This window comes from Microcoleus sp., assembly GCF_049646505.1.
Lineage (GTDB): Bacteria > Cyanobacteriota > Cyanobacteriia > Cyanobacteriales > Microcoleaceae > Microcoleus.
Genome location: NZ_JBARVX010000011.1, coordinates 1 through 22543, shown reverse-complemented (window position 1 = coordinate 22543; position 22543 = coordinate 1). Strand labels below are relative to the sequence as shown.

The following is a 22543-nucleotide window of genomic DNA, read 5'->3' as shown; positions in this document are numbered from 1 at the left end:
TTTTAGGTTTTAGATTTTGGATTCAATCCAAAATCCAAAATCTAAAACCTAAAATCATTAGTTCCCTTTGTTTCTCGCGATAATGGCTTCAGCCACATTTCGCGGCACTTCTTCGTAATGGCTGAATTCCATTGTGAAGATGCCTCGACCTTGGGTTTTCGAGCGGATGTCGGTAGCGTAACCAAACATTTCTGCTAGTGGAACCTTGACAGAAACTTTGGCAGTTCCCCGATCCGTCTCTTGACCTTCGATCTGACCCCGACGCGAGTTGAGGTCTCCGATGACGTTCCCGATGTAATCTTCGGGAACTTCGACCTCTACCTTCATCATAGGCTCTAGCAGCACTGGCGACGCTTTCATCACGGCTTCTTTGATCGCCATTGAACCGGCGATCTTAAATGCCATTTCTGAGGAGTCTACGTCGTGAAAAGACCCGTCTACCATAGTAGCTTTGAGGTCGATCACGGGATATCCTGCTACAATACCTGATTCGCAGGCTTCTTTCATCCCTTGTTCGGCAGGCCCGATGTACTCTTTCGGTACAGTGCCGCCGACAATTTTGGAGACAAATTCAAAGCCGGTTCCGACTTCGGTGGGTTCTACTTCGATCACGACGTGACCGTACTGACCTTTACCGCCGCTTTGGCGGATAAATTTACCTTCGGCGCGGACGGCTTTGCGGATGGTTTCGCGGTAGGCTACTTGCGGCTGACCCACGTTGGCTTCTACTTTGAATTCCCGCAGCATTCTGTCTACCAGGATTTCCAGGTGCAGTTCGCCCATGCCGGCGATGACTGTCTGGTTGGTTTCTGGGTCAACGTTGACTCGGAAGGTGGGGTCTTCTTCCGAGAGGGACTGGAGGGCTTTGGAGAGCTTCTCCATGTCTTGTTTGGTTTTGGGTTCGACAGCCACGGAGATGACTGGTTCTGGAATAAACAGGGATTCCAGAATCACTGGCGATCCTTCTTCGCAGAGGGTGTCGCCGGTGAAGGTGTCTTTCAAACCCAAGACTGCTCCCAAGTCTCCGGCGCGCAGTTCGTCAACTTCGATGCGATCGTCAGCTTTGAGGACAATTAAGCGAGAAACCCGCTCTTTTTTGTCTTTGGTGGAGTTGAGGACGTAGGTGCCTTTTTTGAGGATACCGGAGTAGACGCGGACGAATGTCAGGCGACCGTAGGGATCTGCCATGATTTTGAACGCTAGGGCTGACAGTGGCGCGCTGTCGTCTGCTGGTCGTTCTGCGGTTTCGCCGTTGGGCAGGAGTCCTTGAATTGGGGGAACTTCCAAGGGCGAGGGCAGGTAGTCGATGACTGCATCTAACAACAACTGAACGCCTTTGTTTTTGAATGCCGAACCGCACAGCATGGGGACGATCGTACCTTCGACTGTTCCGCGGCGCAGGGCCAAGCGGATTTCGTCTTGCGTTAGTTCTTCGCCTTCGAGGTATTTCTCGGTGAGGGCGTCGCTGGTTTCTGCTACGGATTCGATCAGCTTGGTGCGGTATTCGGCGGCTAGATCCTTTACTTCATCGGGGATTTCTATTTCCTCGATATCTGTGCCGGTGTTGTTGTTGTAGATGTAGGCTTTCATTTTGACTAAATCTACAATTCCCCGGAAGTTTTCTTCGCTGCCGATCGGGATTTGGACTGGTACGGCGTTCGCTCTCATCCGATCGCAAATTTGGTCGTAAACTTTGTAGAAGTTTGCACCCATCCGATCCATTTTGTTGACGAACACAATCCGGGGCACATGATACCGATCGGCTTGGCGCCAAACCGTTTCCGATTGCGGCTGCACTCCGCCTACCGAGCAGAACACTGCGATCGCTCCGTCGAGCACTCGCATCGAGCGTTCGACTTCGATCGTGAAGTCTACGTGTCCGGGAGTGTCGATGATGTTGATTTTGTGATCTTTCCAAGTGGTGGTGATAGCGGCGGCAGTAATCGTAATTCCCCGTTCCCGCTCTTGATCCATCGAGTCCATAACTGCTGTTCCATCGTGCACTTCACCCATTTTGTGAACCATGCCTGAATAGAACAGAATTCTTTCAGTTGTTGTTGTTTTGCCCGCGTCAATGTGGGCGGCGATGCCGATGTTGCGAGTTTTTTCTAGCGGGACGGTACGTGCCACAGCTACCTCCTTGATTTTGTGTTGCTGTTATAATACTATTATACTACACAGAACCCGATCTTGCACTCCCAAGCGACTTACCACATAAAATGGAGCTTATTGTTACATTTTAATATTTTTTGCAACATTGTGTTTACAAAAATATTAAGGATGCGACATGGAGGATTCAGAGAGTGCGTAAATTTGGATTTTCCCAGTTTTGAGTTTGCACGCGCGATCGCCACTGCGTCCAGGCCAGCAATCTCAACAACCAAGACTTTTACAGCCAATACCTCGCCCGATGCTTTCATACCGCACGGCTGGCCTGTTCTCCATGCCCGATTTGGCTTAGTACCGATAGTGAGCAAAAGCCTTGTTAGCTTCTGCCATGCGGTGCGTTTCTTCGCGTTTGCGAATAGCGCTGCCTGTTTCGTTGGCTGCATCCATCAGTTCGTTAGCCAGCTTGGCGGCCATCGAGCGGCCGGTGCGGGCGCGGGCAAATCTGATCAGCCAGCGCAGGGCGAGGGTGGTTCCGCGATCGGAACGCACTTCCATCGGCACTTGGTAAGTAGCACCACCTACCCGGCGGGCTTTAACTTCTACCAGGGGTGTAGCGTTTTTGACTGCTTTTTCAAACAAGTCTAACGGTTCGGCTCCCGTGCGTTCTTGGATGGTTTTCATGGCGTCGTAGACGATGCTGGAGGCTACGGATTTTTTGCCGTGCTGCATGATCCGTCTCACCATCATGCTTACCAACCGGCTGTTGTAGGTTGGATCTGGCGGAACTGGACGTTTTTGAATGACTGTGCGGCGAGACATAGTTTTATTCGAGATTTTTGATTTTGATTGACAGAATTTGGGGTTTTGGACTCAACAAATTTAGGTCGATGACGGTCGAACTTATTTTTGCTCCCTCACCCGGGCGATCGAGCCAGTGTTATTTTTTCTCTTTAGGACGCTTGGCTCCGTACTTGGAACGACCTTGCTTGCGGTCTTTAACTCCGGCGGTGTCTAATGTGCCGCGAATGATGTGGTATCTAACTCCGGGCAAATCTTTGATCCGACCGCCCCGGATCATTACTACCGAGTGTTCTTGCAAGTTGTGACCGATACCCGGAATGTAGGCTGTCACTTCAAAACCAGAGGTCAGCCTTACCCGAGCCACCTTCCGCAGCGCCGAGTTGGGTTTTTTCGGGGTGGTCGTGTACACTCTGGTGCAAACTCCGCGGCGCTGGGGGCAACTTTTGAGAGCTGGCGATTTGGTTTTTTTCTGCGTTTCTTCTCGTGCTGAACGGATGAGTTGCTGAATAGTGGGCATGAGTTACGGCATTTCTAGCTTTTTGCTGAATATAGTGATTTGGCGGCATCCGCACTGAAAGTCCCTTCCCCCACGAGGGGACGGGATAAATGAAAATAATTATGGGTAAGTGAGGATACCAGACTCTGTATATTACACCATGACACTTTTTTTGGCAAGGAATTTGCCCTCAAGGGCGATCGAACTTCCGGCCAACCAAGGAAGTTGGGACGAAAATCTCACCTGCGCCCGCCAATGGATGTGTGGCGTATTCTTCATCGAAGCTCAACTGCAATGAAAGTCGCAGCCGCGGTGCAAAATTTATAAAAATCGCCTCACCATCTTCCAGAGACGCCCGTCAATTGAGTGGGGGCGATCGCGCATCACAGTCGGGGCCGATCCATATCACATAAACTTATCTAAAATTGTCGGACAATCAGACATACACATTGACTTGACCGCAGATGAGAACCAAAGTTGATATTCCCGACCATACAATTTCCGAACTATACTTAAACATTTGGAAATCCGGCAAGAGCGATCGGACTGTGTTACACCAAATACAACACGCAATCAATTCTGAGACTTAAAAAAAATCAGACGATCTAAAAAATGTCAGCAGGCCGCTCTATGCAGTGCGGCGCGGATGGGTGTCAGCAGTAAACCCAATTGCTTGGGAAAGTTGATATAACTGTTTTTATGCAAGTACCGGTCGCCCACAAAACCTGAAGGAAATTTAAATCTTGAGTTAAAAAAACATCCATAAAATCAAACTAAAACTCAATGCACCGCTCTTGAAAAGCAATATTAAGGTAAAATGACGGGTATGTTTAATTCCACAGAACTGCTGATCGAGGCTTTCATTGAACAACTTCAAAACGGTTACAGCCGCACTTACGGAGGCTACAAATCAGACTATGCCGACATAATAGCCTGGGTAGGAGCAATGGCATTAGAAAACATCGCCAACAGCGACGCTCTTTATCATAACGTAGAACACGCCATTTGCATTACCCTAGTAGGTCAAGAAATCTTGCGGGGAAAACACATTCGCAAGGGCGGAGTCTCCTGCGAAAACTGGCTCCACTACATCATTTCTTTGCTTTGCCAAGACATCGGATATGTCAAAGGAGTTTGTAGGCAAGACCAAGAATCAGAAGGACTCTATGCTACCGGAAAAGACGGCATGAGAGTTAAACTTGCTCCCGGTGCCACAGCCGCTAGCCTAGCTGCTTACCGAGTTGACAGAGCCAAACTTTTCATTGACGAGCGATTCGGCAACCACAAGCTAATTAATGCTGAGGTAATCAAGCACAACATAGAACAAACTCGTTTCTCAGTGCTCGACGGCAATACAAACGAAGATGCAGTGAACTATTCTAGTTTAGTTCGCGGTGCTGACCTGATAGGTCAGCTCAGCAACCCGCAATATTTGCAGAAAATTGGTGCTTTATTTTACGAATTGGAAGAAAGCGGTGCTACTAAAATTTTGGGCTACCGACATCCGGGCGACTTGCTGCAAAGCTACTCAAAGTTTTACTGGAGCAGCATTTATCCTCACATCAGCGAATCTCTCGGTTACTTGCAATTGACGCAGGAAGGCAAACAAATTGTTGCTAGTTTGTACGCTAACGTATTTCGTATGGAACACCAACGTTCCGATTCTGAGGCTGCTTGAGTACAGGGGAAGTCATTAGTCATTAGTCATTAGTCATTAGTCATTAGTCATTAGTTATTGGTTGTTAGTTAGTAGTTATTGGTTGTTAGTTAGTAGTTAGTATAGCCTTTCTCAAAAAAGTGAGGTATGCCCTATGCCCTATGCCCTATGCCCTATGCCCAATTACTAATTACCAATTACCGAAGCATATTTCATTCAAATCAACTGATTTGCTCCTCAAGTTCCGAATGATATCTGGGACACAGCCAATTGCTAGGCACCATAGAAGGCCACCCCTCCCGCAGCGCTTCCAAACAAACCGCACGCACAGTCAACTGACAGTCTAGCAATTCTACACCAGCTTTTTCAACTTGCTTTTTGCCTATTTTTAAAATAGATTCGTCGCTAAATTCAAACGTTTTGTGACACTGAATGCAAACTAGATGGTGGTGGTGGTGCAGTTCCGGCAAATTCAGCTCGTAATGCTTGTGTCCCTCTGCCAATTCTAGTTCCCGCAAAATTCCAATTCTCGACAGTAAATGCAGCGTTCTGTAGACAGTAGACAAACCTATTCGTTCCCCTTGAGTTTGCAAAATATTATATAATTCTTCCGCACTCAAATGATTTCCTTGTCGCAAATCTTGAAACACATTCAAGATTGTTTCTCGTTGGGGAGTCAAGCGACATCCTCTCTGATTTAGCTCGACTTTGAGTGAATTAGCATTGTATGAAATCATAACAAATTTCTTCTCATAATTGTGATAAATCCCCCTGAATCGGGGGAAATTTACTAGCTTCTAATTCCGGTTGCTAAAGGTGGAACAGCAGAATTAGTTGTGGGTTTTTCTGTATAAGCTTTTTGAACCCTAGAGCAATGTTTCTGACAAGAATTGGCAAAACAAGTCTTCGGTTCAAAGTCAGTACAGCCGATCGCATCCTCGGTACAAGCAACGCACGGCCGCACAGTACACTTGAGACGGTAGTCATTCGTAAAAAATTCGCAATTGGAACAAGGAATTTGATGCAGGCGTCGGAGTTGCTGGAATCCTTCTCGCAATGCTAGCGAAGCACTCCACAAAAACACGAGAATCAAAATACTGATACAGAAGCAGTAAATAACAACAGTCATAGGGTAATTTCTCAAAGTATACACAAATTGGAAACAGATTTAAGTCATAAACAAAGTAGGAAAAAACTTTGTTTATGACTTAAATCGCCTTCAGCTTCTATTCAAACGGGCGCGAGAAGCGTGCCAGACGTGACCGGCAAGAGCTAATACACCCAAGAAAAATTGTGCGTTTGTCAATCCCAGGCGATCGCTCCCGTAGAATTCAACAGGATAAACAGTCGTGTTATATCCCGCAAACGCACAGGAAACAAAAGCCATAAAAGCCAAACCCCCCAAACTGTAAGCAAGAATAGCATCCGCATTAATAATTAAAAGTTGCTTAGCCCAAGGAAAAGGCTCAACGCGAGCGTGCCACACGCCACCAGCAATTAACATTGCACCAATCCAAATGTGACCTCCAATAACATCCTCCAAATTATTAACAGCAGCCATTCCCAAGATTGTCCAGCCGCCATTAGCAAACCCGAATAGATAGCCGAAAATCGTTGCAGGATTCAAATTTGGGCTAGTAATTAGGCGGACATCGCCGATCGCACTATCATAAATTCCCCCAAAATTCATTGCTTTCATCACCAGTAAAAAAGCACCCAATCCTAAAATAATTAAGTGACTCCCCAAAATAAATCCCAGCTTCTTAGCGTCATTCCATTCATAGTGAAACAGAGGAGCAATTCCGCCCCCGTTGTGCAAAATCGCAGGGCCGCGAAAAACATGATAAAGACCACCAGCACCCAAAACAGCCGATGCAACTAAATGCAATATGCCGAGCGCAAAATAAGCATAAGTATCAGTCACAACACCCCCAGCACCAACACCCCAACCCAAAGTTGCTAAATGCGGCAGTAAAGTCAGGTTTTGCTCGTACATTGGTATATTTGGTACAAAGCGAGTCACTTCCGAAATAGTAATTGCTCCAGCCCAAAACATAATCAAACCCGCGTGAGCGACATGAGCACCCAACAACCTACCAGACAAATCAGTTAAGCGGGCATTACCAACCCACCACTTAAAATCAGTTTCATCCCTTCCAAAATCGTTAAGATTAGCAGTAGTCACAGTTATTTTCCTCGTCAAAACCTAGAGATAACAAACCCTCAACCGTGCAATTATTTCTCTCTCTAATTTCTCTCCACTCTGCGCCCTCTGCGCCCTCTGCGGTTAAAATTAAAAAGCTCATTCACAACCCAACAAACACAATATTTGTGCAGGGGCGGACACTCACAGGCACCGCCCCAACAGGAATTTAGGACTCAGTGCTCACCGCATTCAAAGAAGTTTCAACTTGCTTGAAATTGAAGCCGATCGCCCGCAGAGCGTGCCACAAATGACCTTGCAAGAAAAAGAAAGCCAAGAAGAAATGAGAATTAGCCAACCAGCAGCGGGGAGTGTGCGCGCCCATCGGTAATTGAACCGTATCCGCAAAATAGGGAGTAATACCCAGCTTGACATCTAGCACAGGCCCGTAGAATTCAACCGGATAAGCCAAAGTATTAACTGCACAGAAATAAGCCGCAGTAAACCCTGCTAAAGCAATACCGCCGAGAGAGTAGGAAAGAATAGCTTCCCCAGAAAAAATTAACACTCGTTTAACCCAAGGAAAAGGCTCTTTCACGATGTGCCAAATACCACCGAGAATCAGCATGAAGCCGACATAAATGTGACCGCCCACCAAATCTTCCAAATTGTCCACACTGGCAAAATGAGTTTGATAGCCGTAGATAACTAACGGATCGAGAGTAGGACTCAAAACAGTGCGTACTTCCTGAATAGTCGAGTCGTACAAACCACCAAAAAACATCGCTTTAGCTACCAGCAACAGCGCGCCTAATCCCAAGAAAATCAAGTGATGTCCCAGGATAAAACCAAGTTTTTTAGAGTCGTCCCATTCAAAGTGGAACTTAGCAGCACGACCTGTGGCATCTTTTAAATTTTTAGGCCCTTTAAAGGTGTGAAATAAAGCACCAGCACCCAAAACAGCAGATGAAATAAGGTGTACCATTCCGACCACAAAATACGGATAGGTATCTACAATCTTGCCGCCAGAGCCTACACCTAAACCGAGAGTAGCCAAGTGGGGAAGCAAAATTAATCCCTGTTCGCCCATAGGGATTCCTGGGTTGTAGCGAGACATTTCAAACAGAGTAAATGCTCCTGCCCAAAAAGTAATTAAAGCTGCTTGACCGACATGAGCAGAAATGAAATATCCCGAAAGATTGGCGAACCGGGCATTGCCTGCCCACCAGTCATATTTAACCTTGGGATTGTCGTAGGTTTGCATCGTTTTTTGTTGCCTTGTTGTAGTTATTTTGCTTGAAAAAAATTGAATGTGAAATGGGTTAATTTGGTTGGTAGTGTGGACTTCAATCCGCCAAAATAGCGGACTGAATTCCGCACTAGAAACCGTTTTTATTTCAGTTAATAACCCCCCGGAAGATTGCATCAATTCCAGCAAAATTGTCTAGCAGCAAATAGGCAAGGAATGCTCCGCTAGTACCGCCCATCACCAAACCGCCCCGGAACAAACTCCAATCTTCAGGCGTTTTGTGCCAGTAAAGAACTTTACCTGCTTCAATCTTCCGATTCTCGTAAATCGAGAGGCCCGTTGCCAAAATCAACACCAATGCCAGAGTTACCAGCAATGCTGCCAGAGGTGCTAAACTTTTTTCTTGTAAAGGGAGCAATACTGCAAAAGCTCCTACTAGGAAATAGCCGTGAGCCAAGCTAACTTCCAATCCCCTGACTATGGGAGACAATCCTTTGCGGTAAATCGGCAAATTTCGCAAAAAGGTGACAGTCACATCGGAAAAACTAACTGCTGTTGCTGCCGCAGGTTGAGCTTGCATCTGACCGGACTTTTCAACATTACTGGCAGTTGCCGTTACAAATTCGCCCGATCGAAAATCAAACCCCGCCGCCTTCGTGCGAACGCGCAGCGCGTGCCAGATGTGACCCGAAAGCGCCAAAATTGATAACACAAAATGGCTTGTTGCGAGCCAAGTCCGCGAAGAAACAACCGCTGCATCCGAGCCACTCAAACCCACCGGGCCGTAGAAAACCTCTGGATAAACGGTGTCATTTACAGTCACGAAGTAGGCGGCCAAAAAGCCCATATAAGCCAGAGCGCCCAAACTGTAAGAAAGGTAAGCTTCCCCAGACCAAAAAAGCACTCGCTCGGCCCAAGCAAAAGGCTTGGTGAAAATATGCCAGAAACCGCCAATGACGCAGAGTAAGCCAACATAAATGTGACCGCCGACAACATCTTCTAAGTTGTCAACTGCTGCCATTCCTTCCGGGCCTTGTACGGGCAAGAGATAGCTAAAAATGCGGACGGGATTGAGAGTTGGTTCGCTAATTATCCGCACATCCGCAACGTGGGGATCGTAAAGACCGCCCCAAAATAAGGCTTTTGCGACTAGCAACCAAGCACCAGCACCTAAGAGTAATAGGTGAATGCCGATGATGCTGGTCATTTTGTCTTTGTCTTCCCAGTCGTAGCCGAAGGAACCAAAGAATGTTTTGTTTTGCGGCAATACTTTCGGGCCGAGCAAGGAATGGTAAAGGCCGCCGGCACCGAGAACTGCGGAACTAATTAGATGCACAACTCCGATCGCAAAATAGGGATAGGTATCAACAATTTGACCGCCTGCTCCTACTCCCAAACCCAAACTTGCCAAATGCGGCAGCAGGATTAAACCTTGGTTGTACATCGGCAACTCTGGGTTGAAATTTGACAGTTCAAACAAAGTCATCGCCCCGGCCCAGAGTACAATCAAACCGGCGTGAGCGACGTGAGCTCCCAAAATTCGTCCTGAAAGGTTGGTGAAGCGGGCGTTACCGGCCCACCAGCCGTACTCGTTTTCTGAGTTTTCCGGCTCTGGAATTAAATTCTGATCTGCTATTGCTTGCATTTTCGCTTTCCTCCTGATGCGGTTAACTGGCTGGACTGGCTGCAACTTTATTTCCTTCGGGCTGGATGTCTTCGCGCATGGCTTGCACGACTTTGCCTCGGCGGAAATCAAATCCTGCCGATCGCAAAGCGTGCCAGAAATGCCCTTGCAGAACGAAGAAGGCGAGCCAGAAATGGGTGTTAGCCAACCAGACGCGGGAGGTCAGCATTCCTTCGCTGTGGAAGTAGGGGAACTGCTCGAAGCCAATTTTTAAAGTTGGCCCGTAGAATTCCTCTGGGTAAGCAATGGTGTTGACTGAAACAAAGTAGGCTGCGATGAAACCCATTAAGGCTAAGGCACCGAGACTGTAGGAGAGGTAAGCTTCTCCTGACCAGATGAACAGGCGTTTTGCCCGAGCAAAAGGTTGAGTGCGAATGTGCCAGAGGCCGCCGGCAATGCAGAGGATTCCTACCCAGATATGTCCGCCGACAACATCTTCGAGATTGTCAACTGAGGCGAGCCAATGTTTGCCACCTGCACCGAACAGGTAGCCTAAAATCACGGCGGGATTGAAAGTGGGTTCCGAAATTATCCGCACTTGCCCGATCGTGGTATCATATAAACCACCGAAATACATAGCTTTGGCCACCAACAAGAAGGCACCGACACCAAGCAAAACTAGGTGGATGCCCAAGATGGTGGTCATTTTATCTGCGTCTTCCCATCTGTAGCCGAAGAAAGGAGTTTTTTCTTCGAGGGTGGCGGGCCCTTTGAGGGAATGAAAAATGCCGCCGAAGCCAAGAAAGGCTGAGCTAATTAGGTGAATTACACCAATCTGAAAGTACGGATAAGTATCGACAATTTTGCCTCCGGCACCAACTCCAAAGCCTAGTCTGGCTAGGTTTGGCAACAGGATTAAGCCTTGTTCGTACATGGGAAATTCTGGGTTGAAACGGGAAAGCTCAAATAGGGTATAAGCTCCCGCCCAGAGGACGATCAGGCCGGCTTGGGCGACGTGAGCGCCTAGCAAACGACCGGAAAGGTTGATTAAGCGGGCGTTGCCGGCCCACCAGGGAAAGGTTTCTCCTTCGGCTGGGAAGGATTTTTTTGCCATGCTTGTCACGGGGCGATTTACCTCTTGTGAAAGATGTCAGTTGAGTTTTAAGCGCTTGCGGCTTATTGATATAGATAATCAACAATTTTAGAAGTTTCGTCAAGGGCTTTTTGATAAAGTTTTTCACTTATTTTAGTTAAGATATGTAACATAACGGTGTAAAATATCCTCAAATCAAGCCTGTAACTGGTTTCTAGGCTCGGTGGCAAGTTTGCTCGTGATTCGCAACAATAAGAGTTAGAGCAAATTTAAAAAAGTTATTGACAAATATTTTTACTAAGGGTATTGTTGTTTAAGTAGCTATCTCATCCTCTCGGAAAAGACAAGGTGGCAGAACAAATCCGGTACTTTCTTCTGGGTAAGCTTCGATCGAAGTGGGACTAAAAGACGGTGCGGGATTGTTTTTTTCTGAATCGAGAGAGTTAATGGCTATTTCTTGGCATATTCATCTCAAACTCCAAACCACAAAGCCTGAGAGCGTTTGCTCTCAGGCTTTTCTATCGAAATTTTTAACGGATTGTGGAATCTGGCGCGCCCGTTCAAGCTGAGGATTTGCTTTCCTCGGCGACTTGCTCGTTGCTGGGCAATTCGAGGCAATAACCCGCCCCGTATACGGTTTTGATGTACCGAGGATGGCGGGGATCGGGTTCCATCTTGGTTCTCAGGTGTCTGATGTGTACGCGAATTGTTTCGATGTCGTCGTCTGGGTCGTAGCCCCAGACTTCTTTGAGGATTTCGCTGGGAGAGACTGTTTGACCGTGGCGCTGCAGCAAGCAGTGCAGCAACTCGAACTCTAGGTGAGTCAGTTTGACGGTATTAACGTACCAAACAGCTTCAAACCTTTCGGGGACGAGGGTCAGCGGGCCGTAATTCAGGATTTCGGAGTGTTTGGCTGCTTGGGGGATGCGGTCTGTGCGCCTCAGCAGGGCTCGCACTCGCGCTAGCATTTCTTCTAGTTCAAAGGGTTTGGTCAGGTAGTCGTCGGCGCCGGAGTTGAAGCCTTCTACTTTGTCTTGAGTTTGACTTAAGGCTGTCAACATCAATACGGGTATGTCGGATGTGCGATCGTCCCTACGCAAGCGCTGGCATACTGTGAATCCGTCTACTCTAGGCAACATCAGGTCTAGGACGATCAGATCCGGCAGCAGTTGTATAGCCAGCGCCTGACCTTTGATGCCGTCTTCTGCGTGGGTTACTTCGTACCCAGCCATTTCTAGGTTGATGGCTACGAGTTCGGCGATCGCCGCGTCATCATCAATAACAAGTATCCGAGGCATCATTATTTATCTCTTCGCTAACCAGATGGGGGCGGCTACAGCCTTCTGGGGGTTCCAGGTAACTTTAACGAACGATTTACTGATTTTAAGCTTCATTAAGGATTCTAAGGCTTATTAAGAACTTTTTGAGCTATGTAAATATTCTTGTATTAATCATAAGTGCTAATAGTGTTGTTGGGAAAGAATTTTATGCGAAAAAGATAAAATTTATTAAAGGTAGGAAAAAAAATCGATTTTTTTTTCAGGTTTAGCTATTGCTTTTTTGAACTCTTGACTGTATAATTTAATAATGGGAGTGTGACTATTTATACTTAAAAATAGTCACACTCCCATTATTAAATTATATGTTACAAATATCAAAAAGTCAATCCCCAAAGCTGAAAAAAAAATCGATTTTTTTTATTTTTTACCTAAAAATTTTATGTAAAATTTTTAGATCACCCTTGAAGCAAAGAAGCGAGAAGAATGCGGCGACAATTACGGAGAGTTAATTGGCTGACTCTCTAGCAGGCTGAGTATTTTTGTTGGCAACATTTGACTTGCCACCTAATTTTTGGAAGTAAAGACTGCCGACGGTAACTAAGAATATAACATAGCCGATCGCCTGGATGAGATAGAGTCGATCTCTGTATCCAAATAGTGATTTGAGGAGGATTCCGGGAAATTGCCGGTCGGGCAAAATATCTGCTGCATTCCACACCAGCGGCCCTAAAATACAAGAGTGAATTTGTGAAGCGCGATCGAAATAAACACAAATCGCTGCATATTTACTATCCATCTGCGACAAAATGGCAGCAGCTTGGTCAAAATGCTTGAGTGCAGATACTGCTAAACCCGCAACAATTAACAGCAACAAAATCCCCATAAACTTGAAAAACTGGCGGATATCAATTTTGACTCCCCACTTAAACAGCAGCGCGCCAAATATCGCAGCCCCAGTCAAACCGCCTAAAGCACCTAAAGCCGGACTTAAACCTTGTTGAAATTGAGCGCTGACAAATATAACTGTTTCAAAACCTTCGCGAAGTACGGCGATAAAAATTAAGCCGAACACGCCCCAACCAGCTTGAGTATTTTCTGTCAAAGCTGCTGTAACTGCTCCTTCCACTTCTGCTTTGAGAAAGCGGGCTTGCTGAGTCATCCAAATTAGCATCCAGCTTAGCATGGCGATCGCCACAATTCCCAACACGCCTTCTAATAGCTGTTTAATTGCCGGTGCGTAAGGCTGATTAGATGTTGATAGTGCGGCGAGCAATCCATTAAACAATACACCGACAAAACCGCTAGCAGCAATGCCGGCTCCGACACCTGCATAAACCCAGGAATTGAGATTGGTTTGTTCGGCTTTTTTCAAGCAAGCTAGGACTATTCCGACGATTAAAGCAGCTTCAACACCTTCGCGGAGGGTAATTACAAAAGTTGGGATAGCTTCAGTAAAGTTCATTTATGGGAATTGGGCAAAGAGGGCATTGGGAATTGGGCAAACAGGGAATTGGGCATCGGCCCGCGCAGGGCATTGGGCGGAGCGAAGCGGAGGGATTGGAAATTGGCCCGCGCAGGGAATTGGGAAACAAGGAAAAAGGTAGAATTTGCGATTCTTCCTTCTTCCTTCTTCCTGATGACGTTGTACGGAAAGCTTGGAGGCGACAGCACTGATGAGTAATGACTGATGACTGATGACTAATGACTAATGACTTCTTCCTTCTTCCTTCAATAAAATCAACTGTAATCCCGCAGCATTTTTTTTAGTTCTACTTGGTGCAATTCTTCTTGTCCGATCATAGTGCGGGCATATTCTTCGAGATAAATGCTGGAGTCTGTGACGATTTCAAGCAAGGATTTATACTTTTTGAGGGCTTTCTTTTCGTGATTTAGACTTTCTTCCAACAAATCTTTTACCGAATGTTTGTATGTTTCTTCGATAGTCGCAATTTTTTGCGTTGGATGTCCGTCTAAACCTGTGAGAATTTCTCCGGCTTGTTGCGCGTGGAGCAGGGATTCGTTTGCTTGTGCTTGAAAAAACTGCACGATGGGAATTCGGTTTGGCCCTGTAACCATTAGTGCATAGTGGGTGTAGCGCACTACTCCTGCTAGTTCCCATTCCATGATGGTGCATAGCAGTTCTTGGGTTTTTTTATCGTCGAGTTCTTTCATTTTTTGTCTGAGAGGTAGAATGTTTTACAGAGTGCTGTTTATGATATCACATTTTAGTTGACAAGCAAAAGTAAGGTGTATGGCGCGCACCTTACTGGAGAGATGTTGTATGCGAGTTAGGGGTTAACTTCTAAGGTTCCTGCGGGTGCAAATACTACTGTCAATTTAGCTACGGGTGTTGTGCTGCTGCTGGTAGTTGCGGTTGATTTGAGGAGATTTGGCAAAGGAGTTTCTTGGGTGTAATCCTTGGCTGGTTGATTGAGCGGCTCGAAATTGCCGATCGCCCCTTCTTGACTTGCACTGACGCGATAGACTAGATTTTGTGTGAAGGTAGGGCTAGTCTGCCAACCTCGATCGATGCGATCGTACACTTTGAGAGCTAATTCATCTAGTTTAGCGCGATCGGTAATTTCTCCTGACTGATTAGTCCCATCCACCGCCACAACTTCCTGCTTACCTGCTGATACAGGCACAGCTTAGACAGTCTGATCTGTAGGGCTACTCGCAATAGCTGTTTCAGAAGACGTATTAGTCAAACATACAACGTCTGGGGACTTGTTAGGCAATTTTTTTTGCTGTCAACAGCTAAACTGAAATTATTTGCAGCCGGAAGCGCACTGCTACTAACAATAGCTGATTGAGCCACCCCTTAGCAACAGCATTCGCGGGATTTTGCCGCTCGATTGTCAAATACTTGACGTGAAAACCGCGAAACTTTTCTTTTTGGCTAACGCGCCATATTGCGATGGGAAAAGTCAATCGATTTTAGATTTTAGAGTTTAGATTTTAGATTAGAGTTCTTGCAAAAATAATTTAGGACGCGCTCTCCGGCCCATCCCACAAGAAAAAAAACAGCATATTCCAGGTTCATGAAGCACACTATAAAGCTATATTATGTGGTGTTAATCTGTAGGGCGACGCACCTTACACGGGCGATAGTGGTGTTAATCTGTAGGGTGCGTCGCTGCTTCATATTTGATAAAACTTGCAGATTGTGGAGGGCGACGCACCTTACACGGGCGATAGCTTGCATTGTGTACCACACATACATGGAATATGCTGTAACTTTTGTAGGATAGGCCGGAGAGCCCGTCCCATCAATTAATGAAAAGGATTTTTGCAGGAGGTCTATTATTCTTGCAACCTTTTGGCTATCCCAGCTTCTTGTTCTAATAATTCTTCTAAAAATTTACTGAGGCTAGAAGAGAGTTTTTTGAAAGGAACTGGAGCGTATGGGACTCCTGCCCCACCCTCCTTATAACCGTCAACGGGTAGGTCGTCGCCCTCGGAAGCTGTGAAAAACCAAAATACATAACCTTCATCAAAAATACGAATGCGTCTTTTGGGAGTGGTTCAGGAAACTCATCCCTCTCCAAAAGTTCTTCAGCTCCTTCTCGAAGTTCTGAAAGATAGTCATAAAAACAGTTAGAACCTTTAAAAAAAACTCCGGCGCCAATGCCTCCCCACAGTAGAAACTCTTTATAATCCATAGGAAGAGTTAACCCATATCGTCGTTCAAGAGAGTGAATTTGTTCCTCCCTGCACGGCAACAATTTGTATGGAAATAAATGCTGTAACTCTGCAAACCGTGCTTTTAATTTTTCAATATACATAATTTTTTTAACTTTGGTAAATTCTCCCCAATCCTAGCTAGCTTGATTGTCGCAAGCTTAAATCATTTACAGCATTTCTCAGATAGATGAGGTATGTAATAAGGCTTGAAAGTCCCGATATTCAGGGAATATGAATGCACCTCATCTTGTTAAAAAAGGCTATATGTAAAAGCATTGTACTTGTATAACAAAGCTTTAGTCGGTGCTGGGAAAATGTGCAAGTTTCATTGTTATCTTAATGTGTGATTCTATTAAACTTCTTGCAAAATAATTTTGTGCTATTATCGAAAATTTGGACTATTTTATAATCTAGCAGGCTGGGCAAGTTCAAGGAGATGACAATTAACCTAATAATTCAAAGTTTGACCTGAACTCGATCCAACTTTTAAGGACAACACATATTTTTTGGCAAGAGGTCTAATCTGTAAACAAATATTGATAATTCTTATCAAAAAGCTTCTATGTGGGGGTCGTCGGTAAAATATCCGAATAATTCTTCAGAATCATTTAATGTAAAATTTCTCATCCTCAAAATTCTGCCCGTGAGGCGCTAATCTATATCGAGTAAGCGATCGCCCGCCACAAGTCCCCCGATCGCCCGCCGGCACCAATACCCCCAGAGGGGATTGTAAATTATTGTAAAAAATAGTTGACTAAAGGGTTGCAGTTCTCTCGTTTGGGATACATCAATGCACATACCCGATGGTTTTCTTTCACCGCCCGTAGCCATTGCCACCGGCATAGCAAGCGCAGCAGTAATTGCAGTTGCCCTAAATAAAACCCGCGCCAGTCTTGGATTGCGGCAGGGCCCAATCATGGGATTAACCACAGCTTTCGTGTTTGCAGCCCAAATGATCAACTTTCCCGTAGCCGGCGGCACCAGCGGGCACTTGTTGGGAGGCGCGCTGGCATCCGTGGTTTTGGGGAGCCCTTGGGCGGCAACTTTGGCGATGAGCACGGTTTTTATCATTCAAAGCGTGTTGTTTGCCGACGGGGGGATCACCGCCCTGGGAGCCAATATTTTTAACATGGGGCTAGTCGGCATTTGGGTGGGCTGGTGGCTGTTGCAGCCGTTGCAGCAACTGTTGGGAGGTTCCAGAAACCGCTTGCCCCTAGCTGCGGGGATTGCAGCCGCCCTCAGCGTTGTGGCTGCTTCTATTTGTGTGGCGATCCAACTGGCAATTTCTGGTACAGTAGCGCTGAATATCGCATTGCCCGCAATGGTAGGCGTACATATTTTAATTGGCATTGGCGAAGGGATAATTACAGGTGCAGTTTTAACTTATCTCGTCAAAGTACGGCCGGATTTGTTACCGGGAGAACAGCCGCAATTGCAGAAATGGGTAGTGCCAGTAATCGGGGTTTTATTAATTTCTGGAGTGCTTTCGCTGTTCGCTTCAAGTTGGCCAGACGGGTTAGAAGCAGTAGCAGAAAATTATGGCTTTAAAGATAAAGAAGCGGTGGCGATCGAAAATCCTACTCCTTTAGCAGATTACACAATTAAAGGATTAGAAGAACAGCCGATTGGTACCAGCATTGCTGGAGTTGTGGGTTCTGCAATCTGCTTCGGCGCGGCTTTTGGGATTGCTCAATTGGTAAAACCGAAAAATGCTTAAACTCTCCATACCTTTTCGATTGCGGTTATCTTTGATAATGGTCATCGGCATTGGTTTTATGAAGACAGGTGCTTGGCTGTGGCTGGGGATTTATGGGGCGATCGCACTTTGTTGGTCATTTTGGCTGAGAGCGCCGCTGCGAACCTTAGTACAACTGTTAGGATCGGAGTTAATTTTCCTGTCCTTATTAGTCCTGCCCCAAGGTTGGGAACGTGCCAGTTTTCTGTTGCTGCGTTCCCTAATTTGCCTGCTAATCATGAACAGTTTTCTGCTAACTTTGCCGCCCCACAGTTTCGGAATCGCCCTCAAAGGATTGCCCCTACCAGCAGGTTTGCAAGAGATCGTTCTTTTAGCCGGACAATACTTAGAAATCCTGCTGGCTGAAGTAAACCGCATGAAAAGATCCGCGCAACTCCGAGGCTTATCCGGTACGGGAGGATGGCTGCGCTACGCCAGTGCTTCCATGATCGGAGCGCTTTATTTGCGAAGTCTCGATCGCGCAGAAAGAGTACACGCAGCCATGCTAATTCGCGGATATCAAGGAACATTGCCCGCCGACACGCGATCGACACCAAAACAGCGACTGTGGCTGACACTAGCAATTTTAACCGCAACCGGATTAACAATAGCTTCTTATAGAAATTGGGCATAGGCCAAACCGGGCACAGGGCATTGGTAATTGATTAATTCAGGCATCTATATTTTAACTTTTTACCTTTTGCCTTCTCCATTCCCCTCTCTGCGCCCTCTGCGCCCTCTGCGGTTAAAAACTCTTCATCCTAAAATCAAGGCAAATAAAAATTGACTAATCTCAAAATGACGCCAACAATCGAAGTACAAGACTTAGTATTCGGATACCCGCAGCAAAAACCAGTATTGCAAGGAATTTCCTTCACCTTACAACCGGGAGAAAGAGTTGCCCTACTCGGTTTAACTGGTGCTGGAAAAAGCACTTTGCTCGAAAACTTGATCGGCTTAAAAATGCCTCAGTCCGGCGAGATAAAAGTGCAGGGAACGAAGCTGGAACAGGCGACTTTATCGCAAGTACGGAGGCAGATTGGATTTTGCTTTCAAGATGCTAACGATCAGCTATTTATGCCGACTATTTTAGAGGATGTGATGTTCGGGCCTCGGAATTATGGGGTGCCGCCGGCAGTTGCGCGCGATCGAGCTTTAGCTTTATTAGAGGAATTCGGTTTAGTCGAATTTGCCAACCGTTCGGCCCACGAACTTTCAGGCGGTCAGAGAAGGTTAGCAGCCTTGGCAGCAATTTTAGCATTAGATCCGGCAATTTTAATTTTAGATGAGCCGACTAACGGACTCGATCCGTCGTGGCGCAGGCATTTGGCTAAGGTTTTGTCGCAATTGCCGATCGAGGTAATTTTGATTGCCTCTCATGATTTGAATTGGATCGGGAAAACGACTCAAAGGGCGTTAATTTTGGCGGATGGTGAGATTCGGGTCGATCGGGAAACGCCAGAATTGATGAAAGATCGATCGACTCTCGAACATTACAATTTGCCACCAGATTGGTAATAAATCAGTTGTCAACTATCAACTAAGAAGAAGCACGGGCACGATGCCCCCGCCTCTACCAGCTTTCAACTATTACCAATTACCGCCGCAAATCATGTTACTGAATGTACCTGAGAAAGGCTATAATTAAACTATTTATTTCAATTTTTAGAGGTAGATTATGGTGTTGCAGCAGCCTCCCCGTTCCATACCAGTTCCAGCTTTGGAAAGTGGCGATCGCCTGACTCGTGCTGAGTTTGAACGTCGCTATGCAGCGACACCGGAGAAATTTAAAGCAGAACTAATTGAAGGAATAGTTTACGTGGCATCCCCTGTACGAGCTTTTCATGGTGTTCCTCATGCCGATTTAGTTACTTGGTTAGGGGTATATCGGACTGCCACACCGGGTGTTAGCGCCGCCGATAACACGACTGCGCGACTGGATTTGGACAATGAACCCCAACCAGATGCACTGCTGCGGATTCAAATTGGCGGCACTTCTACCATTAGCGATGATGGCTACATTGAAGGAGCGCCGGAACTTGTCGCGGAAATTGCTACCAGCAGCGCTACAATTGATTTAGGAGCAAAGAAAAACGCTTACCGCCGCAATGGAGTGCAGGAGTATTTGGTTTGGCAAACTTTTGAGAATCGTTTGAGTTGGTTCAGATTGCAAGCCGAAGAATTTGTGTTAATTGAACCCGATGCCGGTGGCATTATCCGCAGCAGCACTTTTCCAGGGTTGTGGCTAGCAGTGCCTGCGCTGTTGGATGGCAGTATGATGGAAATGCTGAACGTGCTGCAACTAGGGATTGCTGACGGCGCGCATCAGGCGTTTATTCAGGAGTTGGCAGGGCGATCGTAACTGTATTTCCGCTTACCTACATTCCCGTTAACCACCAAAAGTAGCCTGAATTTTCTCTTTTTATATCAAAAATTATTCATGGCGACGCACCCTACGTCTTCCTTCTTCCTGATGACGTTGTACGGAAAGCAGTTGCCAGTTGTCAGTTGTCAGTTGTCAGTTGTTACCAATAACAAATAACAAATAACAAATAACAAATAACAAATAACAAATAACAAATAACAAATAACAAATAACAAATAACAAATAACTTCTTCTATATTATTTCTCATCTATCGCTTCGATACCTGTCCATCCTTCGGGAATCCCATATTTGAGATATTTTGCACAGCGATCGCAATATAACTTTGCTGCTTTATCAACAGGATTTATAGCCAATACAGCCTGAAACATTTGCTGCGCTTGCACAAAATTTTGTTGGTGATAAACAACAACGGCTTGTTCAAAGTTGGTCTGAGTTTGTTTCTTTAATTGCTTGATTGGTTGAGCATCTCCGTCGTAGACTTCAAAAACGGCTACGGGTTTATTTTTGCCTTTCACCTTGACGCGATCGACAAACCGATAGCTGTACTGAGTTAAATCATCAAGATTCCGCAAAGTGCGATCGCTAATCAAAATACCCGCAGCATACAGCTTAGTTAAACCCTCCAAACGAGAAGCTAAATTAACCGCATCAGCAATCACTGTACTTTCCATCCGCTGCTCTTCGCCAATCGTACCCAACATTAAATTCCCAGTATGCAAGCCAACCCCAATAGTAATCGGCAAATAGCCATTTGTTTGCCTGTGCTGATTGAAAACAATTACTTCCTGCTGCATCTCAATAGCGGCTTGCAAAGCATCATCAGCAGATTCGGGAAATAGTGCCATCACAGCATCGCCAATATATTTATCAATAAAACCGCGATGTTTTCTAATTACCGGGCTAACTCTCCCCAAATAGCTATTGATAAAAGCAAAATTTTCCTCCGGTGTCATCTGTTCAGAAATACTGGTAAAAGAGCGAATATCAGAAAACATTACCGACATTTCTCTTTGCAAATTATCGCCTAGTTTGACATCGATAATACTTTCTTGTCCCAGCAACCTTAAAAACTCGTGAGGTACAAATTTGCCGTAGGCAGCATTGAGTTTTGCTAGATGAATGTGAGTTTTGATTCTCGCTAATAACTCTTTTTTTACAAAAGGTTTAGTCAAATAATCATTGGCTCCTAAATTAAAGCCTTCCACCAAATCTTCTGTTTGATTTTTAGCTGTCAGCATCACAATCGGCATTTCCAGTGCTGCAAATCTTTCTCGCACTTTTTGGCAAACTTCATAGCCTGTCATGCGCGGCATCATTACATCAAGCAAAATTAGATCGGGCTTCAATCCTTTATCGATCATTTCTATAGCGTCTATGCCATTAGAAGCTTGAATTATGGTATATTTTTCTAGGGCGAGATTGTTAATTATTACCTGTATATTGATTGGTTCATCATCGACAACCATGATTTTAAGTTGGTGATTATCTGCGATTTCCTTAACTGTTAATTCTGAGAGATTAGCAGTAATTAACTGTGCAGGCCGAGGACTGATTAACTCTTGAGTTTTTTCCGGTGAAGATAACTTTTGATTTATGAATTCTAACTGACTGTGAGATATTGGTAAGGTAAAGGTGAACTTAGAACCGCTACCCACAGTTGAAGAAGCCCAGATTTTGCTGCCGTGCAATTCTACTAATTGTTTAGTAACAGCCAAACCTAAACCTGTTCCGCCATAATTTCTGGCAGTCGAACCGTCTCCTTGTTCAAAGGATTCAAAAATTTTGTCTAACTTATCTTCAGGTATACCGATGCCTGTGTCTGACACAGTAATTGCTAAGAGTTCATTACTCGCTGTTGATGTTTCACTATCCACTAATACCGAACTTTGAATGACTTTGGCTGAAATTTCTACAGTACCGCTTTCTGTAAACTTAATAGCATTGCCGATTAAGTTATAAAGGATTTGCTGCAGGCGATTTTCATCGGCGGCAGCCAGAGGCAATCCAGGACTAATATTGTTAATTAAATGTAAGTTTTTTGTGCCGAGCAATGGCTGCGATAAATTAAAAACTAGAGCAGCTATTTCTCGCAAACCTATTGGTTTAATTTGCAGCTCAATAGTTTGGTGTTTGAGTTTAGAAAAATCGAGAATGTCATTAATTAATGTAGACAATCTTTTGCCGGAAGATATAATTAAGATTAAATTAGAATTTGTTTTTTCTGGTAATAGCCCGGTAGCGCCATCAATTAGGGATTCTGCAATGCCAATAATTCCATTTAAAGG

23 protein-coding genes are annotated in these 22543 nt (G+C 45.5%); 7 read left to right on the top strand and 16 right to left on the bottom strand.

From position 1 onward, the window contains the following. Positions 1-57: 57 nt before the first annotated feature. The 3 genes from fusA to rpsL form a co-directional block, all read right to left on the bottom strand. Positions 58-2130, bottom strand: a complete 2073-nt coding sequence (gene fusA, locus WBA89_RS00790) for an elongation factor G (RefSeq protein ID WP_424403154.1) — start codon at positions 2128-2130, stop codon at positions 58-60. A gap of 327 nt (positions 2131-2457) precedes the next feature. Further along, complete coding sequence (gene rpsG / locus WBA89_RS00785) at positions 2458-2928, bottom strand: 30S ribosomal protein S7 (RefSeq protein WP_106150481.1); 471 nt, start codon at positions 2926-2928, stop codon at positions 2458-2460. A gap of 118 nt (positions 2929-3046) precedes the next feature. Then, entirely contained in the window at positions 3047-3427 is a 381-nt protein-coding gene (gene rpsL, locus WBA89_RS00780; protein ID WP_194064642.1) for a 30S ribosomal protein S12, read from the bottom strand. A gap of 139 nt (positions 3428-3566) precedes the next feature. Here rpsL and WBA89_RS00775 point away from each other — a divergent pair, with 139 nt between their 5' ends. Both WBA89_RS00775 and WBA89_RS00770 read left to right on the top strand, forming a co-directional pair. After that, positions 3567-3704: a hypothetical protein gene (locus tag WBA89_RS00775; protein WP_424403151.1), complete on the top strand. Its 138-nt coding sequence runs from the start codon at positions 3567-3569 to the stop codon at positions 3702-3704. A 528-nt stretch (positions 3705-4232) separates the two neighbouring features. Then, positions 4233-5084 (top strand): Npun_R2479 family HD domain-containing metalloprotein, encoded by an 852-nt coding sequence (locus WBA89_RS00770; protein ID WP_424403149.1) that lies wholly within the window; start codon positions 4233-4235, stop codon positions 5082-5084. Positions 5085-5284: 200 nt separating this feature from the next. Here the strand turns inward: WBA89_RS00770 and WBA89_RS00765 are convergent, their stop codons facing one another. The 8 genes from WBA89_RS00765 to WBA89_RS00730 all read right to left on the bottom strand — a co-directional run bounded on the left by WBA89_RS00765 (position 5285) and on the right by WBA89_RS00730 (position 13914). Then, complete coding sequence (locus WBA89_RS00765; protein ID WP_424403147.1) at positions 5285-5800, bottom strand: transcriptional repressor; 516 nt, start codon at positions 5798-5800, stop codon at positions 5285-5287. A 53-nt stretch (positions 5801-5853) separates the two neighbouring features. Further along, complete coding sequence (locus WBA89_RS00760) at positions 5854-6192, bottom strand: hypothetical protein (protein WP_424403145.1); 339 nt, start codon at positions 6190-6192, stop codon at positions 5854-5856. 90 nt (positions 6193-6282) lie between these two features. Continuing rightward, complete coding sequence (locus WBA89_RS00755; RefSeq protein ID WP_424403143.1) at positions 6283-7248, bottom strand: chlorophyll a/b binding light-harvesting protein; 966 nt, start codon at positions 7246-7248, stop codon at positions 6283-6285. A 187-nt stretch (positions 7249-7435) separates the two neighbouring features. Further along, the gene (locus WBA89_RS00750) at positions 7436-8470 is read right to left on the bottom strand and encodes a chlorophyll a/b binding light-harvesting protein (protein ID WP_424403141.1); all 1035 of its coding nucleotides are present in this window, start codon (positions 8468-8470) and stop codon (positions 7436-7438) included. 133 nt (positions 8471-8603) lie between these two features. Further along, entirely contained in the window at positions 8604-10100 is a 1497-nt protein-coding gene (locus WBA89_RS00745) for a chlorophyll a/b binding light-harvesting protein (RefSeq protein ID WP_424403139.1), read from the bottom strand. A gap of 22 nt (positions 10101-10122) precedes the next feature. Then, a complete protein-coding gene (locus WBA89_RS00740) occupies positions 10123-11193 on the bottom strand; it encodes a chlorophyll a/b binding light-harvesting protein (protein WP_424403137.1) in 1071 nt (356 codons plus the stop codon). 539 nt (positions 11194-11732) lie between these two features. Further along, on the bottom strand, positions 11733-12470 hold the full coding sequence (locus WBA89_RS00735; RefSeq protein WP_194064650.1) for a response regulator transcription factor: 738 nt from the start codon (positions 12468-12470) through the stop codon (positions 11733-11735). Between the two features lie 487 nt (positions 12471-12957). Further along, entirely contained in the window at positions 12958-13914 is a 957-nt protein-coding gene (locus WBA89_RS00730) for an FTR1 family iron permease (RefSeq protein ID WP_424403135.1), read from the bottom strand. A gap of 2 nt (positions 13915-13916) precedes the next feature. On the opposite strand from WBA89_RS00730, the gene WBA89_RS00725 reads away from it, so the two are divergent. After that, positions 13917-14126: a hypothetical protein gene (locus WBA89_RS00725; RefSeq protein WP_424403133.1), complete on the top strand. Its 210-nt coding sequence runs from the start codon at positions 13917-13919 to the stop codon at positions 14124-14126. A 63-nt stretch (positions 14127-14189) separates the two neighbouring features. Here the strand turns inward: WBA89_RS00725 and WBA89_RS00720 are convergent, their stop codons facing one another. The 4 genes from WBA89_RS00720 to WBA89_RS00705 form a co-directional block, all read right to left on the bottom strand. Then, on the bottom strand, positions 14190-14624 hold the full coding sequence (locus WBA89_RS00720; RefSeq protein WP_424403131.1) for a ferritin-like domain-containing protein: 435 nt from the start codon (positions 14622-14624) through the stop codon (positions 14190-14192). A gap of 116 nt (positions 14625-14740) precedes the next feature. Then, the gene (locus tag WBA89_RS00715; protein ID WP_424403129.1) at positions 14741-15097 is read right to left on the bottom strand and encodes a hypothetical protein; all 357 of its coding nucleotides are present in this window, start codon (positions 15095-15097) and stop codon (positions 14741-14743) included. Positions 15098-15209: 112 nt separating this feature from the next. Continuing rightward, positions 15210-15383 carry a hypothetical protein gene (locus WBA89_RS00710; protein WP_424403127.1) on the bottom strand — a complete coding sequence of 58 codons (174 nt, stop codon included), beginning with the start codon at positions 15381-15383 and terminating at the stop codon, positions 15210-15212. A gap of 422 nt (positions 15384-15805) precedes the next feature. After that, entirely contained in the window at positions 15806-16237 is a 432-nt protein-coding gene (locus WBA89_RS00705; RefSeq protein WP_424403125.1) for an SMI1/KNR4 family protein, read from the bottom strand. Between the two features lie 689 nt (positions 16238-16926). Here WBA89_RS00705 and WBA89_RS00700 point away from each other — a divergent pair. From WBA89_RS00700 to WBA89_RS00685, 4 genes are all read left to right on the top strand, one after another. Beyond that, the gene (locus WBA89_RS00700; protein ID WP_424403123.1) at positions 16927-17853 is read left to right on the top strand and encodes an energy-coupling factor ABC transporter permease; all 927 of its coding nucleotides are present in this window, start codon (positions 16927-16929) and stop codon (positions 17851-17853) included. Next, positions 17846-18505 (top strand): energy-coupling factor transporter transmembrane component T family protein, encoded by a 660-nt coding sequence (locus WBA89_RS00695; RefSeq protein ID WP_424403121.1) that lies wholly within the window; start codon positions 17846-17848, stop codon positions 18503-18505. Before WBA89_RS00700 ends, WBA89_RS00695 begins: the two co-directional genes overlap by 8 nt. Before the next feature lie 149 nt (positions 18506-18654). After that, complete coding sequence (locus tag WBA89_RS00690; RefSeq protein ID WP_424403119.1) at positions 18655-19389, top strand: energy-coupling factor ABC transporter ATP-binding protein; 735 nt, start codon at positions 18655-18657, stop codon at positions 19387-19389. A gap of 160 nt (positions 19390-19549) precedes the next feature. Next, a complete protein-coding gene (locus tag WBA89_RS00685) occupies positions 19550-20233 on the top strand; it encodes a Uma2 family endonuclease (RefSeq protein WP_424403117.1) in 684 nt (227 codons plus the stop codon). Positions 20234-20494: 261 nt separating this feature from the next. Here the strand turns inward: WBA89_RS00685 and WBA89_RS00680 are convergent. Next, positions 20495-22543 (bottom strand): ATP-binding protein (locus WBA89_RS00680; protein ID WP_424403115.1); only part of this gene is annotated, 2049 nt, incomplete at its 5' end.